This is a genomic window from Scytonema sp. PCC 10023 (assembly GCF_963920835.1).
Lineage (GTDB): Bacteria > Cyanobacteriota > Cyanobacteriia > Cyanobacteriales > Nostocaceae > Kalymmatonema.
Genome location: NZ_CAWUDP010000156.1, coordinates 1 through 16,627 on the forward strand (window position 1 = coordinate 1; position 16,627 = coordinate 16,627).

At 41.8% G+C, this 16,627-nt stretch carries 19 protein-coding genes; 9 read left to right on the plus strand and 10 right to left on the minus strand.

Annotated elements, in window-relative coordinates:
• Together ACM0OZ_RS44895 and ACM0OZ_RS44900 are read left to right on the plus strand one after the other, a co-directional pair.
• Window positions 1-1,289: pentapeptide repeat-containing protein (locus ACM0OZ_RS44895; RefSeq protein ID WP_414589403.1), on the plus strand; the 1,289-nt coding region annotated here is incomplete at its 5' end.
• A 1,171-nt stretch (window positions 1,290-2,460) separates the two neighbouring features.
• Window positions 2,461-2,841 (plus strand): hypothetical protein, encoded by a 381-nt coding sequence (locus ACM0OZ_RS44900; protein ID WP_414589405.1) that lies wholly within the window; start codon window positions 2,461-2,463, stop codon window positions 2,839-2,841.
• A 63-nt stretch (window positions 2,842-2,904) separates the two neighbouring features.
• On the opposite strand, the gene ACM0OZ_RS44905 is transcribed toward ACM0OZ_RS44900, so the two are convergent.
• Complete coding sequence (locus ACM0OZ_RS44905; protein WP_414589407.1) at window positions 2,905-3,189, minus strand: TRADD-N-associated membrane domain-containing protein; 285 nt, start codon at window positions 3,187-3,189, stop codon at window positions 2,905-2,907.
• A gap of 166 nt (window positions 3,190-3,355) precedes the next feature.
• Between ACM0OZ_RS44905 and ACM0OZ_RS44910 the strand changes: the two genes are divergently transcribed.
• Window positions 3,356-4,831 carry a pentapeptide repeat-containing protein gene (locus ACM0OZ_RS44910; RefSeq protein WP_414589408.1) on the plus strand — a complete coding sequence of 492 codons (1,476 nt, stop codon included), beginning with the start codon at window positions 3,356-3,358 and terminating at the stop codon, window positions 4,829-4,831.
• Window positions 4,832-5,240: 409 nt separating this feature from the next.
• On the opposite strand, the gene ACM0OZ_RS44915 is transcribed toward ACM0OZ_RS44910, so the two are convergent.
• The 3 genes from ACM0OZ_RS44915 to ACM0OZ_RS44925 all read right to left on the minus strand — a co-directional run bounded on the left by ACM0OZ_RS44915 (window position 5,241) and on the right by ACM0OZ_RS44925 (window position 6,315).
• A complete protein-coding gene (locus tag ACM0OZ_RS44915) occupies window positions 5,241-5,435 on the minus strand; it encodes a hypothetical protein (RefSeq protein ID WP_414589409.1) in 195 nt (64 codons plus the stop codon).
• Window positions 5,432-5,632, minus strand: a complete 201-nt coding sequence (locus ACM0OZ_RS44920; RefSeq protein WP_414589411.1) for a hypothetical protein — start codon at window positions 5,630-5,632, stop codon at window positions 5,432-5,434. Before ACM0OZ_RS44920 ends, ACM0OZ_RS44915 begins: the two co-directional genes overlap by 4 nt.
• A gap of 491 nt (window positions 5,633-6,123) precedes the next feature.
• Complete coding sequence (locus ACM0OZ_RS44925; protein WP_414589413.1) at window positions 6,124-6,315, minus strand: plasmid mobilization protein; 192 nt, start codon at window positions 6,313-6,315, stop codon at window positions 6,124-6,126.
• 184 nt (window positions 6,316-6,499) lie between these two features.
• On the opposite strand from ACM0OZ_RS44925, the gene ACM0OZ_RS44930 reads away from it, so the two are divergent.
• From ACM0OZ_RS44930 to ACM0OZ_RS44940, 3 genes are all read left to right on the plus strand, one after another.
• Entirely contained in the window at window positions 6,500-6,688 is a 189-nt protein-coding gene (locus ACM0OZ_RS44930) for a hypothetical protein (RefSeq protein ID WP_336230826.1), read from the plus strand.
• 436 nt (window positions 6,689-7,124) lie between these two features.
• The gene (locus tag ACM0OZ_RS44935; protein WP_414589414.1) at window positions 7,125-9,626 is read left to right on the plus strand and encodes a VapE domain-containing protein; all 2,502 of its coding nucleotides are present in this window, start codon (window positions 7,125-7,127) and stop codon (window positions 9,624-9,626) included.
• A gap of 45 nt (window positions 9,627-9,671) precedes the next feature.
• Window positions 9,672-9,965, plus strand: a complete 294-nt coding sequence (locus ACM0OZ_RS44940; protein ID WP_414589416.1) for a fertility inhibition FinO-like protein — start codon at window positions 9,672-9,674, stop codon at window positions 9,963-9,965.
• Between the two features lie 31 nt (window positions 9,966-9,996).
• Here the strand turns inward: ACM0OZ_RS44940 and ACM0OZ_RS44945 are convergent, their stop codons facing one another.
• From ACM0OZ_RS44945 to ACM0OZ_RS44970, 6 genes are all read right to left on the minus strand, one after another.
• On the minus strand, window positions 9,997-10,350 hold the full coding sequence (locus ACM0OZ_RS44945; protein WP_414589417.1) for a hypothetical protein: 354 nt from the start codon (window positions 10,348-10,350) through the stop codon (window positions 9,997-9,999).
• Window positions 10,351-10,404: 54 nt separating this feature from the next.
• On the minus strand, window positions 10,405-10,800 hold the full coding sequence (locus tag ACM0OZ_RS44950) for a hypothetical protein (RefSeq protein WP_414589419.1): 396 nt from the start codon (window positions 10,798-10,800) through the stop codon (window positions 10,405-10,407).
• A gap of 30 nt (window positions 10,801-10,830) precedes the next feature.
• Complete coding sequence (locus ACM0OZ_RS44955) at window positions 10,831-11,319, minus strand: hypothetical protein (RefSeq protein ID WP_414589421.1); 489 nt, start codon at window positions 11,317-11,319, stop codon at window positions 10,831-10,833.
• Between the two features lie 96 nt (window positions 11,320-11,415).
• The gene (locus tag ACM0OZ_RS44960; protein WP_073635826.1) at window positions 11,416-11,601 is read right to left on the minus strand and encodes a hypothetical protein; all 186 of its coding nucleotides are present in this window, start codon (window positions 11,599-11,601) and stop codon (window positions 11,416-11,418) included.
• On the minus strand, window positions 11,598-14,072 hold the full coding sequence (locus ACM0OZ_RS44965; protein WP_414589422.1) for a hypothetical protein: 2,475 nt from the start codon (window positions 14,070-14,072) through the stop codon (window positions 11,598-11,600). The genes ACM0OZ_RS44960 and ACM0OZ_RS44965 overlap by 4 nt, the downstream gene beginning before the upstream one ends.
• A gap of 2 nt (window positions 14,073-14,074) precedes the next feature.
• On the minus strand, window positions 14,075-14,395 hold the full coding sequence (locus ACM0OZ_RS44970) for a hypothetical protein (protein WP_414589424.1): 321 nt from the start codon (window positions 14,393-14,395) through the stop codon (window positions 14,075-14,077).
• 306 nt (window positions 14,396-14,701) lie between these two features.
• On the opposite strand from ACM0OZ_RS44970, the gene ACM0OZ_RS44975 reads away from it, so the two are divergent.
• From ACM0OZ_RS44975 to ACM0OZ_RS44985, 3 genes are all read left to right on the plus strand, one after another.
• Entirely contained in the window at window positions 14,702-15,253 is a 552-nt protein-coding gene (locus tag ACM0OZ_RS44975; protein WP_414589425.1) for a tyrosine-type recombinase/integrase, read from the plus strand.
• A gap of 516 nt (window positions 15,254-15,769) precedes the next feature.
• Window positions 15,770-16,045 carry a hypothetical protein gene (locus ACM0OZ_RS44980; RefSeq protein WP_414589427.1) on the plus strand — a complete coding sequence of 92 codons (276 nt, stop codon included), beginning with the start codon at window positions 15,770-15,772 and terminating at the stop codon, window positions 16,043-16,045.
• Window positions 16,046-16,101: 56 nt separating this feature from the next.
• On the plus strand, window positions 16,102-16,627 hold a 526-nt coding region (locus ACM0OZ_RS44985; protein WP_414589429.1), incomplete at its 3' end, for a pentapeptide repeat-containing protein.

Genomic DNA, 16,627 nt, shown 5'->3' on the forward strand with positions numbered 1-16,627 from the left:
CAGGAGCAGACCTCTCAGGAGCAGACCTCTCAGGAGCAGACCTCTCAGGAGCAGACCTCTCAGGAGCAGATTTAACAAAAGCCCGTCTAACAAAAGCTTCTCTAAGATATGCTGAACTCAAAGAAGCCATACTGGAGAGGACTGACTTAACTGAAGCCCGCCTAAGAGAAGCTAACCTAACAAAAGCTAACTTAAAGGATAGCGATTTGAATAAAGCTAGTTTAGTGGGAGCTAACTTGGAAAAAGCTGACTTGGAAAAAGCTAACTTGGAAAAAACTGACTTGGTAGGAGCTAAATTGAATGAAGCTAAATTGAACGAAGCTAACTTAAGAAACGCTGACCTGTTAGGGACTGAGGTTGCACAAGCCGACTTTAAGAATGTGCAAGAACTGAATTCCGTAAAGCATCTATCTCAAAATCAATTGGATTCAGCAAAGAACACAAAAGATTTGATTAATAGCAACCCCCAGACTAACCTTAAAGAACAACACCAGGAAGGGTTTAGTTGTGGGCCTCATACTCGTACTTATGCTGTCAGGTCTCTTACGAAACCTGAGATTGTTGGTGTGCGTTGTCTTCTAAAGACAAATGCAGACACTAAATCAAACAAAAATAAAATCCCTAATTTTGTATGGTACGGTGAAGGAAAATTCAATCAAAAAAATAAAAAAGAATACCGTCATATCGGACAAGCTTTCTATAAAGATTTAACTTTAGGTGTTGGTTATATTTCAGAGCTTGATAGGTATAATGAAAATAAAAAAACACTCTCTCAGAGCATAGTTAAAATAACTATAGTTCGTAAAGAAGCTGATTCAGTATCCGAGTTTCAAGTTAAAAATGAAACTGGAGTGATTGAAAAGTGGACTTTAGAAGAACCAATAAAAAACTATACTCCGTTGATTCAACCAACAAGTAGATTTCATTGTGGAGAAAAATTTATTCAATATAAAGTGTATCCTATAGTAACAAGAAGAAGAATAATAAATTCTACAAGCGAACAGTCTGTTGAAACAGACTGGGGTTTACGTTGTGTCTCTAAACATAGACCACATAACGCAATAACTTGGTTTGGAACTGGTCAGTGGGAAGGGAAACCTTATTATCATTTAGGAACGAAAATGATTGTCAATAAGGATGTAAAAAAAGGTTATGGTGCTGTTGACCTTTGTGGTTTTAAACAAAATGCATATTGTTATAAAGTAGAAGGTGGGTTTCTAGAGTTAAATCCTCTTCAAGATAATGGTTTTGAAATCAAAAGAGAATGGAGTGAGAAATGGCTTAAGTAAGAGTAAGCACAACAAAGCTACCATTTTTTGTTCTCATGAATATTCATGAGTGATTAAGAACGTTCATAATTTATTCAGAAATAGAACTTTGTGGTAGTCCACCAGTCTGCCTCAAACTGGGTGGGTAACTGAACTTCCCAAAAACTACTCAAATTCCATCAATCCAAAATCTAAAACTCATTGTCACAGATTGATAGCTAAGACGACATCCCGGTAGTGCCTGCTGTAAGAGCGCTAGCGGGATTTTATTTACTGGAAATGCTTTACTAGAAGGGGTAGTGTTACGGAAGCTGTCACCAGGGGCAAAGTCTGCTACAATCCTTGACAATACTAGATTTTAGACTGTAAGCGTTTTTCTAGAGCAATCATAGCAAAAGTTCCGATAAGAACTGGAGTCGGAACTAAATAGCGAAAATTATGTGCTGTTCAACCCTTTTTACTCGCTTCAGCAGAATCAAAGTGGATGAAGTTCCAACTCCTCAATAAAATTCGGTACTTTATTCATTACTTTGCCCCTGGTGACACTTTCCGTAACACTACCCCTAGAAAATAATTCAACATTGGGAGAAATTATGTTCAATCAGGCGCACACGAAAAGAAAACCCTCATTCCCCGATGAAAGAATGAAGGTTTTACCATAATGAGAAACGGTGTGTTTATAATGACCGGGTTCTATCACATAGAAGGCATTGGCTTTGCTATCACTTTAGGCTGCAACAGTTGTAACAAAGAGGAAGCTATTTCAATGTAGGCGGGTTTTACTATTTGTCAAGTACTGCCCAACCATCCTGCATTCTAGCTTTGAGGAATGACTTTCATTTTGGTGAGGCTATCTGCTTTTTTTCCCAATCATCCCATAGCATTTTATCAATAAATTCTATCTCATTTCATTGGGCGCTATTGCTGGGACAGGTATTTAGAGAAATGAGATAATAGCGAGAATATTCGCTCTCGTGCTCCACCGCTATTTGTACAGGTTCCACTTATAGCATTACGCAGTACTGCCGTCAAGTATTCTAATTCTAGTTCTTGCGCTTATCATTTTATTTTCATGAATAGCCGTCATGGCTAGCAGACTTACTCTACAAAATAAACTGCCGTATATATATATGGATAATTTACCATATATATATACGGTATGCTTTTAAAAAGACTTATTACCAAGACTATTATGACCGAGGATAAACCACTCTACAAAACCAGCATTCACCGGGATGAAAATGGACAGTTTGCCCCTAAGGAATATGGGCAGAAGAAAATCAGAAGCATGATGCTCAGTGACCATGCTTGGAATACGCTGAAAAAGCTGGCTGATTCTAAAGGTGTCAGCAGAACTGACATCATTGAAGAGTTCACCAGACAGCAGAACAGCGAACAGCAAACAGTACTTAAGGCGCTCAATAATTTTATTGAGATGGAGCTAAAATCATATGGAAGTAACGCGGCTCAAAGAGGAAAAGAGTTTTCTCTCAATGCTCGTACTTGGGATGCTTTTAGGAAGTTTCTAAAACTGGCGGATATTTCCCCGTGGGAGTTAGGATTAGATGAGTAAGTAGTCTACCTCGCTTATAAATCTCCACCGCATATATATACGGTGGAGATTGCAATTTGCTTCTTAAGTTTCATCATCTAATTCAGCTAAAATCTTGTCGAGCCTATCATTAGCATCTTTTGCAAATTGGATGCACCGCACACTAGAAACCAATCCTCCAGCAGCGACAACGCTTCCTTGTGGAACTTTATTAAACAAAAGTAAGCCAGCACCTACGAGGCTAATAAAGAAAGATGCTGTAGTTGCAACCAGAGCGATATTAAAGCTGTAACGTGCTTGGCGTAAGCGTTCTTGGGCAATGCTCAATTCTATCGTAGAGTGAGAGTTAGGGTTTGGCTTGTTATTCATGGATTTTGCAGAGCAAATAAACTTCATACTTCTACTGTGAAGCCAAACGCCTAAAACCTTGACTATGCAACGATTGTGTTATATATCACTTGTGACTCTCCTATGATTGTCTTATGCCCTAGTTTTGATTGCATAAGTAATCACTTCTCAAAACTCTGGTCAAAACATGACAGACCCTAGCCCTGGTAGAAAAAAGAGGAAAATAACTTACAGAGCGTCTCCACAAGGTGTAGAGAGAGCAGAAAATGCTTTGAAAAGGCTAGGTTTTGATTCAAAAAGCAACTTTGCCAAGTCTCAACTTTTAGCTCGCAGTACAGTTACAAAATTTTTTCAGTGTGAGCCAATTCAGCTTGATTCATTTAAAAGGATATGTAAAGCACTGAAACTTAATTGGAGAGAAATTGCGGAAATAATAGAAGAAGAACAATTAGAGCGACTAGAAATAAATAATTACAGTAACTCAGAGACTAATGAGGAGGTGGAGGCAGTACAAACACTTTCCCGTCAAGTGACTGTAATAGATAAACAAAGTAAAAAAATTAAAGCAGTTATCATATTAGAAGGCGATATAACTTCAGTTAATAATGATTTGTTAATAACTCTTGAATTGTTTTTACAAAAATATTCAGGAGACACTATAAAAATTACTGGTGTTGAAGAAGGCAGTATCCGATTATTTATAGAGGGTTCTCAAGAGGATGTTGAACGGCTTATATCTCAGTTTGAATCAGGAGAACTAACTAAAGTTAGCGGTTTTCCTGTTGAGAATATTCAAATATTGAGCGAAATTTCAGAAGATGACGAAAGTAACGAACTGGATGATAAATGGCGTCTAGTGCAAGAGATTGTCAACCAGCCAGTTAAGGGTAGAAACTTGAGTGGCGCTGACTTGAGCGATGCCGACCTGAGCCATGCCTACGTAATTGGTGCTAACCTGAGCGATGCCTACCTGAGTGGTGCTGACCTGAGCCATGCCAACCTGAGCAATGCCAACCTGAGCAATGCCAACCTGAGCGATGCCGACCTGAGCAATGCCTACCTGAGCGATGCCAACCTGAGCGATGCCGACCTGAGCGATGCCGACCTGAGCGATGCCGACCTGAGCCGTGCCTACCTGAGCGATGCCGACTTGAGCGGTGCCTACCTGAGCTATGCCAACCTGAGCCGTGCCAACCTGAGCCGTGCCAATTTGAGCCGTGCCTACCTGAGCCGTGCCAACCTGAGCCGTGCCATCCTGTGGGGTGCCAATTTGAGCCGTGCCAACCTGAGCCGTGCCAACCTGAGCGGTGCCGACCTGAGCCGTGCCAACCTGAGCCGTGCCAACCTGAGCAATGCCGACCTAAGCAGTGCCGTCCTGAGCCGTGCCAACCTGAGCCGTGCCTACCTAATTGGTGCTAACCTGAGCGATGCCTACCTGAGTGGTGCTGACCTGAGCCATGCCTACCTGAGCAATGCCTACCTAAGCAATGCCAACCTGAGCAATGCCTACCTGAGCGATGCCGACCTAAGCAGTGCCAACCTGGAAGATGCTATTGTTGTAAATGCCTTATTTGGACGGAATGTAGGTCTTACAGAGGATATGAAGCGTGACCTAAAGCAGCGAGGGGCAATTTTTGGCGATCGCCCTCCGGTTCTGGCGTAAATAGAAGGTTCGTGCAACCAGGGGCAACCTGTAGCTAAAAACCTTATACAGCAACAGTTACAGAGATTGATACGAGATTTAACCTCGCTCATTAAAAGATAAGTTGCACAAATGGTTTTTCTAGCTCATACACAGTAAAAGAACTTTGCCTAAAACGGAGCTTGGAGTACCTGGAAGTTTGTGTTTCAAAGGATTATCGCTCCGTCTCGAAACTGAAAAACATTGCCTAAAATGAGACGAACTAGGCAAAGTTATTATTTGTATTTCTTATCAATTCAGCCTAAAAAATGGGTCATTTTTACAGAATTTTACAAGGTTGCCCCTGGTTGCACGAACCTTCTATTTACGCCTAATAGGGCATTCCATACTTCGAGTTAGAAACTGACAGTTCTCAAGGAAGCGCCAGTTTTTAGCTTTGAACTTGCGAGCGTTTCAATTCTTGTATCAATACTTGACAGCGTTTAATGGCTTCTCTTGCTTGCTGCCTGAACTGTTTGGCTTGCTCTTGGTTAGTCAAATACACCTCAGATGCTTTTTGCCTGAGTTCAACAGCTTGTTTACTGAGTTCCTTAATACGAGTCTTTAACTCTTCGATTGTTTTCATCTATCCTCCTGTTCTGAAATCACAATTTCTAAATTTTCAGCTTCTTCATAAAGTCTATCCGCTCTACTAGCCAGCAAGCTAGCATCATCAAAATCATTGTTTTCTATTGCTCTGTCATGAGCAGAGTATAACTCGTCAATGATTTCTTGTAATTGTGCGTAAGCTTTTAACAACGCATTTCGTGTTTCTGATTTCACGCTTGTCTACTGATTACAGCGTAACTAAGGGTACAACAAAAAGGGATACAAGACCCCATTCGACATCTAATTAGTGAATGGACGCTCTGCGTTCATTCAGGCAATACAATTAATTTTCTGTCCAGTGCTTTGTCCACTAAATGAAAACCCGTATATATATACGGGTTTTCCCTTTTATTATGATGGGTACTAGTTAATTGTTTCAGTAAAGCTTGTATCCACTTTCAAGCGATCACTTCTATAAACCTACTTAAATTACTCAAAATATTAATACTCGTGTAGAAAGGTCATTTTGCTTTTGTCTTAAGCGGGGGTCTACTCAATCTCAGTACCCGGTTCAGCTAAAAGTTCTTTAATTTGACCTTCCAAGCGTTGCATATCAGCAACAATTTTTCTCCGATGCTCATCGGTTTCGTTCAATCGGGCTTGCAACCGCTGTCTGTCAGCATCAACATATTTGAGGTGTGCCGCTTGCAGCTCTTGGAGCTGCTCTAATATTTTCCCAGCAGTTGCTGCTCCTGCACTTGTAATGCTTTTTTCTCCACTGGGATCTCCCCTCTGGCAATCTGAATCAGAAATTGTGTTCTGGTCATCCCCATTTGTTGGGCTTTTACTTGAAGTGCATCCCAATCGGACTGAGTCATCCTTAGGGTAGCGTTGATGGTTTTGTGTGGGGTGTTCATTTTCTAACGGCATATGGATATGAATCTCCACAATTATTGCACGTGCAGTTGACTGGGTCGTCATGCACGTGCAATAAATATTAGCAGATGACGTATCACGTGCATACGTGATTTCAAACTCGTACCGCTTTCAAAACGAAAGCACCAGTATTTGCTCTACTGGTGCCATTTTTTCACGAATACTATGACTATAAATCAAACCATTCTAAAACCCTGGGCTGTTTTCCGACTGATTCCACCTGCTCAACACGTGTGTGTTGAGCGATTCCGTAATCGTAACGATGCAATTGCCTACTCTACCATTTTGAAGCGTCACAACCCTGATTCAGAGTTTCAAGTCGTTTTTGACCAAGAGATTAGGAGGACTCTTTAAGCAACAAGCACCTCACCAAATTAATTCAGTGGCAGTGTAAAGAAATATAAACCTCCGGCAAACTGTAATACGGGTACTACCGCTAAAACAATCGATGTTTCATTAAGCTGTAGTACATTAACAAAGCGCACCGTGGAAAGTCGGTGCGCTTTGCTGCTAAATGTATTATTTAAAGCGCCTTGGTTGGGTGTTAGTAGCACCGAGCCAAGACGACTTCCGAGATATCGGACACAACGATAAATCGGCGGCTCCTACCCGTTCATTTCTTAGACACAACGGGAGGAACATAACTCTATTGTAGACAATTAGGGATTTTGCATCCCGTTTGCCAGGAGTATTATGTTGTCTCAAACAAAAACCAAAATGTCAACCCCTAGTAAATACAAAATTCGCCTGACTGGTTGTGTCGTCAGTCAGGCGAACCGCATAAGTTCAAATGAATGCAGATATAATATCACGTACCGACGCAACGACTCCTAGTCGTAATGCATTTGAAAACCTAGACCAATTCCAACAGTATATCCGTGAAACATTTATAAATGGCAGTGGCATCGACGCGGAACTGTTTGAAGCTTGTGTAGAATTCCATTGCGACCAAGAATTTGACCACGGCGGGGAAGTCTCAACACCGATACATGACGCGCTAGGGTGGGAATTCAAGAGATTCGGACATAAAGCCAATGATCCACTGTACGCAGCATTCCTCAAAAATGAAGACGGCAGTATTTGGCAAGGCATCGTAAGCATCTGGGACGACCAGCGCCAGCGACCGTATAAATATTTTGCTCCACAAGATAATGGTGATAGAACATTTCTGCCGCCAGTCCCACCAGGCATAAGAAAACGAATTGGGCTGAAATACGGCTTAGAAGTGCCAGAAACGGGCAGCTTCTGGGAATGGCTGGAAGATATCGACATTCCCAGACTTGTGACCGAAGGCGGAAAGAAAGGGTTATGCCTACTTTCTCAGGGCTACGTGGGGCTTGCCCTCTACGGTTGCCGCTGTGGAGCGAAAAAAGAAGACGAGCTAGGGAACCAGGTAAGACCCTACCTAACCAAGGACTTACAACGCTTTGCAGTTGAAGAAAGTAGATGGTTGTTTGCTCTTGACCGCGATGAAAAGCATAAAGCGAAATTAAGCGTTGCAGCTGGCAAGAAAAAATTAAGAATTGCTCTAAGTGCCAGTGAATGCGTTAGCGCGGATATCATTTGGAAGCATGAGCAAGGAAAGGGGGTTGATGACTTCGTGGTGAAAAATGGCAGCGGTGATTTTGATGCTGCATATCAAAAAGCAGTTCAAGAACTAGAAAGGGCGCTAGCAAAAGACTCTGTGTCACCGCCAGAGCCAGCCCTGAGCAAGAAAAAGCAACAAGTCAATCTAATAGCCTCACGTTGGGGCGAGAAACTACGGTTTAACGAAATGACACTTAAAGTGGAATTAGACGGTAAACCTTTAGACTTGGATACCTTGTCAGTCCGCATTGCACTAGAATTTAACACTGATATCAGCAATTCAACAGCCAATGAAATAGTACTGTTTTTAAGCAAACAAAAATCTTACTCCCCAGTCAGAGAATATCTGGAACGAGTAGCCGCAGAGTATCCCAATCAAGATTTATCAATATTAGACGGGCTTGCAACTCGTTACTTTGGTACAGAAGAACCACTGCATAATACCTTTATGCGGAAGCACCTTATTGGGCAAGTAATGCGGGTCTTTGAGCCTGGATGCCAACATGATACAGTACTTGCCTTACAGGGCTTGCAGGGGCTGCAAAAATCGAAATTCTGGAAAACCTTAGCAGTTAACCCCGACTGGTTTGATGACACCATAACCAGCGGGAACAACGACAAAGACGAGCGCTTGAAACTTAGACGTTTCTGGTTCTTGGAAATGGCAGAAATTGAATCAATCTTTAAGCGCAAAGAAATTGCCACCTTGCGAGGGTTCCTAACCACCAAGTGTGATAACTTACGGGTTCCCTATGGGCGTACCGTTGAATCGTTCCCCCGGACATCATGCTTTGTCGCCACAGTTAACCCCTCAGAATTCCTTGTAGATCCAGAGGGACACAGGCGGTTTTGGGTTGTCCCGGTCAAAGTTGACCGCATCCCTGTAGAAAAGCTGAAACAGGAATTAGACCAACTCTGGGCGGCAGCGGTTCATGCTTACCGCGCCGGAGAGACAAATTATTTAACACGGGAGGATGAAATACGCAACGCCCTACTTAACAAACGTTTTGAAGTGGGCGACAGCTGGCAAGAGGTCATCGAGCTTTATTTAGAAACGCTCAAAGAAACGACTGTCACCGGGGTTTTATCAGAATGCCTAAAAATCGAGCTTGGCAGACACGACCGCTCATCTCAGATGCGGGTGGCTGAATGCCTCAAGAGAGCAGGTTGGTACAAAGGGGAAAAGAAAAGGGTCAACGGCAGAGTTACCCCTGTATGGCGCTGTCAACAAAAAATTGAGTCAGGTGTCAACTCAGCACCAGTCTCCAAACCCCTAGATATAATAGGGGTTTCAGATAATAAGTTGACACCTTTAGAAAAAGAAGACCCAATTCAGACCAGTCCATCGAATATCTATATAGATAATTCGTTAACCCAAGACCAAATTCAGGGTATCAACCAAAATCAAAGTATCAACCAAGTTAATCAACCCCTTACTACACCAGCATTTGAGCTAAAAAATGAGGACTTAGATACTTCAAAGAAAGCACCCTCAGATAAACCAAGTGTCCAACCAGCCCAAAACCAACCAAAAACGGCTCAACCCGAATTAATCATTAGAGTCGGTGAGCAAGTTGATTACTGTGGCGAGGTGGTGACAATAGCAGGTTGGGAGAATGGCGGGTCAAAGATACAGATTGAGTTTTCAACTGGCAGATTCCAGACCGTCAAGAAAGGTGCCTTAAAGCCGCTTAGGAAGAAGTAGCCATAGTGAGTTGATCCGAGAAATTGATAAGGCGGGTTTGTAATTATGACTCAAGGAAAACTAGAAATTGTTGTAAAAATTAACGAACTACCGCAAGCCAAGACCGTGGAAAACGGGTGGCAGCAATTCGAGATTGATTGCGATGGACGCATTATCACCGTCGTCGTCAAACCCAAAATGTGGAAAAAACTAACTGACGCCCAGAGCAGCTTCGCCCAGTGGGTAGCTGCCATTTCTGGAAAGATGGGGGAAGCGACAGAGTTAGGTTTTGTGTTACTTGAGCCGAACATCCAAACTTTTGAACGCAAACCTAAGCCGGAAGCGGCTGCGGTAACGTAGAACAGCTTTGGGACTGTCTCCAGTCCCAAACCTAATAAAGTTCATCAACACCTGTATACTTCCAAACAGTCAATCTAATTTGCGTCAACCAATAAGCAGGAATAAAATTCAGTTCATACTCATTTGATAAGTGAGGGAACCTAACCAAGGTCACTCGATTTAGGGGCATCCTAACAGTGGTTCCGTCTGCTGTTGGTATTCCTAATCCTAAATTCACTCTTTGGATGAGATTGCCTGCGTATCTCCAATGAGGTTTAGCTGTTTTGGAAGTACAGCGTACTGCCAAGATATGTTCAGTCAATGGTGTAATGAGTTCAAATGCAGGAATAGCAATAAGCAATCCTGTTACTGTTGTTGTGGCAACCCGTTCTTGGTTAAAAGCCATTTTCCAATTCTGTGAATTGTTAAGGTCAAAAACGGGCGATTCCATAAAGTGAAATTAGATATAAATCCGCTTTTTGGGAATGCGTATTGCATCAATATCTTTTCCATAAATCTTTTTCCCCTTGGCAGATTTCAGGGCTGTACCCACCTTGTCAGGGTCGCACACAACTCTTAAAGTGGCACCACCTTTAACACGAACGGATAAGTTAATGAATCCGGTGCCTTGCTGCAATTTTAATCCGGTTTCTTTCTTGCCATCATCGCTATCAACATCTTGTAATCCCAAAACATCTAACAAATCTTTGTATTTGTCAGTAGGTGCATTGAAAAGATGTTTTGTAGATTTCACCATAAAGGTGTGGTATTTCTTGACATCGGGCGCGTTAGAAGCCCCTCCAATGCCGTCAGAACCAATTGGGTTACTGCCTTCTACTTGTGGATTGTCTGCCATAAAGCTTTCTCCTTATAAACTTAAAAGTGATTAGGCAAGATAAGGGTTAGCGCTGACTGATATCGTTCCATCAGTCGCTACTGAGAAAGTTATTGGGAATTCGGCGTTAATCGTTGCAATATTAGTTTCTGTTGCATAGCTAAGTTGCACTTTATCTCCAGCATCCGGTTGAGATTTCTCAGTATTTTGTAATCTTTGAAAAAGCTCTAAAACTGCTTGTGGTAAAGTAGTCGCTTTTAAATCACCATCAGTCGTAAAAGGAGTACCAAGATAATCTACAGCCGAGAAAGTTACTTTCCCATCATTACTAAAGTCGGCTGATAAAGGTAATGCTGCTTGCACCTGAATAACATTGTCACCAGTAAAAAAGGAGACTGCAATATTATTTGGAAAAGCTTCAGGAGTTGCAGCCTGGGCAGCGCGTTCAGCGTTTTGTAGCAACAGCGCTGCTTCCATTGCTATGCCTTCTAAAGTGGTTGATTTTAAGGTGCCACCTGCACCTGGATCAAAAGCTGCCATGTATACATCAGATGTAAGGTTTATACCAAGCTAGCTTTGTCCACGTATATCGTAAAGCAATATCTGAATTTTGGTTAGTTGGGACTTAAGCCCCAACTAGGATATTGATACATACCACTTGCCCCCTGTTTTTAAACCGATTAAGTGTCCTTGAAGTATCCGACGCCTAACAGTTTGCGGGTGTATATACTTAGTAGCAGCGTATTCTGCAATTGGTACGAGTTTATTAAGCTCAGTTGCAGCTTTCCAGTAATTAGCAAGATATGGTGCAGTAACAGTCATGAGAATCGTACTATCCAATCAGGAATAGTATTTTGTTGACCAGTTGAAAAGAATTTAGCCATTTTAGGGATGACACTAATTTCTTTTAAAGCTTTCCCTTTACGGATTGTTCCACCTTTTAAGTAAGAATTCGTTAGATACTCAGGACTAATAATCTGTTGACAAGCATTGATGATTTTTCTAGCTTCTGATTGACTGTAAGCATTGACTACCACTTTACTGTTATCATTAAGAGTCAAGATTTCTTCCCAGCTACCTTTTTTATACCCAGGCACAGGAGAAGTTTTAGGTTTATTCCCTTTGTAATGTGGAATCGTAATTGCATACATTGGTGAACCAACTTTGCCATTGCCTAAATCTTCTCCAAATTGAATAACTAATTGTGGTCTTCCGGCTTCCGGGCGTATCTGCCACCAGTCGGGAACAGCAGCATAACATTCACACTCAGAAGATTTATTCTTTTGCAGACATAATTCTTCAGCAATCAAAGCTGTTGATTCAAATTGTATTTGGGTTTTGAAAATTTCATTGCCTAATGGTGTTGCTAAAACTTGCACTGTTGTAGATATACGTTTTGGCTTCCATTCTCCATCTTGAAGTTCACAAGTAACTGTTGGCACTTCTAAATCAATCCAGAAAATGCTGTTGCTTTCTAATTTTGAGTGGACTTCTTTTATTGTTTCTTTAATAAAAACAATGCAGGGTTCTTCACAGATATTAGTTGTAGTTGTTGGTGGATTTTTGGGCGGTTCCGGCTCTGGTTCTGGTTGCGGTTCAGGCTCTGGTTCTTGTGGGTTGGGTGCAGGTGATGTTCCTGGTGTTGGCGATTGAGTTGGTTCCGGCGTTGGTTCCGGTTGTGGTTCAGGCTCGTTTGATTGATTTGGTATTGGTTCCGGCGCAGGAGTGGGTGTTGGCGAACCATCGGGTGTTGGGTCGGGTTGTGGTTGTGGGGCAGGTGCAGGACTGGTTTGTGGAGTTGGCTCGGATTGGGGTGTTGGGTCGGGTTGGGGTTGTGGGGCAGGTGCAGGACTAGTTTGTGGAGTTGGCTCGGTTTCTGGTTCAGGGCTTGGCGTCGGCGTGGGCGTTGGTTCCGGTTCTGGTTGTGGAGTAGGGGCGGGTACGGGTACAGGTTCTGGTTCTGGTGTTGGCGCGGGTGTTGGTACAGGTTTTGGTTCCGGTTCCGGCGTCGGTTGAGGAGTTGGCGCGGGTGTTGGTTCCGGTTCTTTAAATGGTGAAGTTCCTGGTTCCGGTTCTTTAGTTGGTGTAGGCGTTGGTTGAGGAGTTGGCGCGGGTGTTGGTTCCGGTTGTGGCGATGGTGAAGTTCCTGGTTCCGGTTCTTTAGTTGGTGTAGCCGTTGGTTGAGGAGTTGGCGCGGGTGTTGGTTCCGGTTGTGGCGATGGTGAAGTTCCTGGTTCCGGTTCTTTAGTTGGTGCTGGCGTTGGTTGAGGAGTTGGCTCAGGTATTGGTACAACTATTGGTGATGGCTGCGGTATAGGTGCTTGTTTTGGATCTGATTCCGGTTCCGGATATGGTGCAGCGGGTTCTGGTCGTCGGAAAGGAACGATTTCGTGGTCAGGGAATTGGTCAGGGGTGAGTGGAATTGGAGCAGTAGGCGGATAATCTGGTATTTCTACTGGCGCTTGTTCTGGTGGGGCTTGTATAGGAGGAGCGCTTACACCTTGAATTGAAGAAGGTAAAAATATTGAAGCTATTTCTGGTGATTGATAAGCAGGAATTCTAGTTTTAGAAAAAATTCTTGGTTGGCGTTGTGCTGGATTATCAAGATTAGGATCGCCTGTTGTAATTCCTCTGTTTAAAGAATCCCCTATTTGAATTTCTTTCTGAGGGCTTTTAGTTATGATATCTTGCCAGTCGGATTCATTTAAAGAATTTAAAAAACCTTCTCTTTCCCTCCAATTGACACCATCCCAAGGAAAATAAGATTTTTCTTTTGCTGTACCGGGATAAAATGTAATAGTCTCGTCTGTACCTTCAACATAAGCAGGTTCACCGTTTATATAAAGTCTATCGGCATCGCACCGCATTATTACGTCTCCCCTATATATCTGGTAAACAGGTGCATTCTTGGCTACAGTACGGAAGCGATTAAAAGAAGGTCGCACCTCCCAAGTGTCACCAGGTTCTAAATAATAAGCGAACTCAGAGTCAAAATCTTCGCTAACACAAACACCTTCGTCATAAGCTTTGTCACCATTAAAATCTCGCCATTTAATATATGTTCTAATTTGATAAGGTGTATCTGGGTTATTAGTAATATACCTTTGAGCAGCTTTCATCCGTAATTCTTCAACTTGCTCAAATTGGAGCAAATAATAAGCTGCACCAGCAATAACAGCGCCTGCAACCACAACAGGAAGTGCAAAAGCTGCAAGTTCTACTGCGGTTCCATATAAAATGACATCTTTAACAAGTTCAATAACTAAAGGAATACCAGCAGCAGGAATAGCCATAACTAAGTAGTGAATTCAACAGGAATAGAATTAGTGTTGGTTGACTGAACGTAATTCCAAATTTTCTGCTGTCCTGTTGTCCACTTGGCATCTAACCTGATTGAATTCCTAGAAACTAATCTCCAGTGTGGATCTGCTGCATCGGCTGTAACGAAATAAGGGCTTGAGTGCGAAACTCTAGTCGTTACAGCATTAGTAGGATTCGTTCCTTCTATTGCTGTAGTAGAAGAGTTCAAATAAGCAAGTACAGTACTTGCCCAGGCTTCAAGCTTTTCTAAAGTGTCAATTGAAGCTGGAATTTTATCTTTTGAGAAAGCTACCATATTCGCTTTTTAAAAAAGTTCTTTACTGTTATAAGCGAATTTTAATTAATTCCAAAGTCCCCGGAAAAATAAGGCAACCGGATCATACCTGCACTTGGTAACAGCGCAGAGATGATAAGCAGATTTAATCAATTCCACGAAATCATCAGGGTTACACGCAACAAGAGCGTGAAACGATTGATAAGCCTTGATTAATGGTAGTGCAGCGTCAGGGAGTCAACAACGAATTGACAGGAGCTTGAGGTTTCTACTCCACGAAAAGCGTTTAACGTGTAAACTACTGATATCAGGTAATACTAACCCACAATGAAGGTCAACGGAAACGGACAAGGAAAAATCTTAACCCCGGAAGAGTTACGGCTGTTGTTTACTGATGGATTGACCAACCCACGCGACCGCGCTCTATTTGCCATCTGCTTATTTACTGGTTGTCGAGTGTCCGAAGCGCTAGGACTTAACACCACGGACATTAAAAGCGGAACGTTAACTTTTAGGAAGTCTACCACCAAAGGGAAACTCAAAACCCGCGTTGTAGATATTCAGCCCGGATTAGCTGCATTTTTGGCGGAACATCAACCCAAACCAGGACCGCTATTTCCAGGAAAGCGAGGTATTACCGAACGGCTGACGCGGTTTGGGGCTGAGAAGATTCTGAAAAATGCCTGCAAGCGGGTTGGGTTAGTTGGTGTCAGCACTCACAGCTTTAGGCGGACGGCGTTGACGCAGATGTGTAGCGCTGGGATTCCACTGCGGCATATTCAAGAAATCAGCGGTCACAACGATTTGGGAACTTTGCAGCGGTATTTGGAAGTGACACCAGAGCAAAGGAAAAAAGCTGTTTCTGTTATTGGGTTTTGACGAGCAAGGGGAGAACGCCAAACACAATACCATTTATGGGCAAGTTAGTAAATTAAGACAGGAATTATCGCAACAATTCTTTATAGTGTATCCTAATTTACATCTATTTTGTCACGACCCCTAAATGATAACCTCCGCTTTCACACACCCGGAATCTTGAAGCGGATAATTTATTTTGTGGTTAAATATACTGGAATTTTAGCTAACCTCAAAATGAATTTACACAAAATGTTTGGTTATATCTGTGGAAATTTTTAACAATGGATTAGGACTTGAATATCCTGAAAACTTAGGATATTTTGGCTGACATCATTTTTTATACTACGGCAAACACTTAATTAATAAACAATTATTTTATCAATTCTCAAAGAAATTCATATTTAGATGACTAAAATCTTTTCCGGAAATAGATAAAAAGTTCCGTGTAGTCATTGTTGTTCATTCTTATAAACTTAGACTAGGAAAAATTAGATGTTGAATTAACGTCTTTTGGCTACTCTTTTGGCTGTAACAACTGTGACGACAACTGTTGCGATTAACGCTCCTTCTTCAGCGGGCGCTCCTAATTTAAATCAAGCAGATGATGTAGTTCAAGAAGGCAATAGATTTTTTCGATGGGTACGAAGAAGTGGTACATGCTTCAAAGAATATTTAGACGACGCAGGTCAATGGATACAGAAAAATGGAAGTGATGTTATTGACTTTGTATCTTCATCTGCTGATATTTTAATGTTGACTCAGCATAGTACAGATGCAAGAACCAATTTTTCACTATTAAATCATTTTTTGTAAGATACTCATCTTAAAGATTTTGACAAAAAAACTACAAAAATCAAATCCCTAATAAAATGCAAAGACAACTTATTAATTTTTGGAAATGGACTGGATTTGCTAATAAAAATCTATGGGATTTTTTTCCACAAATCATTGCAATTTTAACAGTTTTTGCCGCTTTTTCAACTATTAAAGTTCAACAAGAAGAGTCTAAGATACGTTATCAAAAGGAAGAACTTACAAAATATTTTAACGACATGAACGAACTTTTGCTTGAGAAAGAAAAACCTTTACGTAACCAGCGTAATAATCAAGCCCAAGACCTTATGCGCGTCAAGACAATAAATACATTAGAGCAGTTAGATGAAAACAACAAAAGAATCTTACTAAACTTTCTGATTGAAGCTAATTTAGTCAATAACGTCAATAATAGTAACTTCAGTGAGCAAGGTAATTTTTTATCTGGTTCTAATTCAATTATCTCACTAAGTAAAGCTAATTTAGTAAAAATTAAGTTGCCAAGGGTTGATCTCTCAGGAGCAGACCTCTCAGGAGCAGACCTCTCAGGAGCAGACCTCTCAGGAGCAGACCTCTCAGGAG

Coding starts and splice junctions, on each gene's coding strand:
- ACM0OZ_RS44900 (WP_414589405.1), top strand. CDS start 2,461: ATGACCGAGGATAAACCACTCTACAAAACCAGCATTCACCGGGATGAA.
- ACM0OZ_RS44905 (WP_414589407.1), bottom strand. CDS start 3,189: ATGAATAACAAGCCAAACCCTAACTCTCACTCTACGATAGAATTGAGC.
- ACM0OZ_RS44910 (WP_414589408.1), top strand. CDS start 3,356: ATGACAGACCCTAGCCCTGGTAGAAAAAAGAGGAAAATAACTTACAGA.
- ACM0OZ_RS44915 (WP_414589409.1), bottom strand. CDS start 5,435: ATGAAAACAATCGAAGAGTTAAAGACTCGTATTAAGGAACTCAGTAAA.
- ACM0OZ_RS44925 (WP_414589413.1), bottom strand. CDS start 6,315: ATGAACACCCCACACAAAACCATCAACGCTACCCTAAGGATGACTCAG.
- ACM0OZ_RS44930 (WP_336230826.1), top strand. CDS start 6,500: ATGACTATAAATCAAACCATTCTAAAACCCTGGGCTGTTTTCCGACTG.
- ACM0OZ_RS44935 (WP_414589414.1), top strand. CDS start 7,125: ATGAATGCAGATATAATATCACGTACCGACGCAACGACTCCTAGTCGT.
- ACM0OZ_RS44940 (WP_414589416.1), top strand. CDS start 9,672: ATGACTCAAGGAAAACTAGAAATTGTTGTAAAAATTAACGAACTACCG.
- ACM0OZ_RS44945 (WP_414589417.1), bottom strand. CDS start 10,350: ATGGCTTTTAACCAAGAACGGGTTGCCACAACAACAGTAACAGGATTG.
- ACM0OZ_RS44950 (WP_414589419.1), bottom strand. CDS start 10,800: ATGGCAGACAATCCACAAGTAGAAGGCAGTAACCCAATTGGTTCTGAC.
- ACM0OZ_RS44955 (WP_414589421.1), bottom strand. CDS start 11,319: ATGGCAGCTTTTGATCCAGGTGCAGGTGGCACCTTAAAATCAACCACT.
- ACM0OZ_RS44960 (WP_073635826.1), bottom strand. CDS start 11,601: ATGACTGTTACTGCACCATATCTTGCTAATTACTGGAAAGCTGCAACT.
- ACM0OZ_RS44965 (WP_414589422.1), bottom strand. CDS start 14,072: ATGGCTATTCCTGCTGCTGGTATTCCTTTAGTTATTGAACTTGTTAAA.
- ACM0OZ_RS44970 (WP_414589424.1), bottom strand. CDS start 14,395: ATGGTAGCTTTCTCAAAAGATAAAATTCCAGCTTCAATTGACACTTTA.
- ACM0OZ_RS44975 (WP_414589425.1), top strand. CDS start 14,702: ATGAAGGTCAACGGAAACGGACAAGGAAAAATCTTAACCCCGGAAGAG.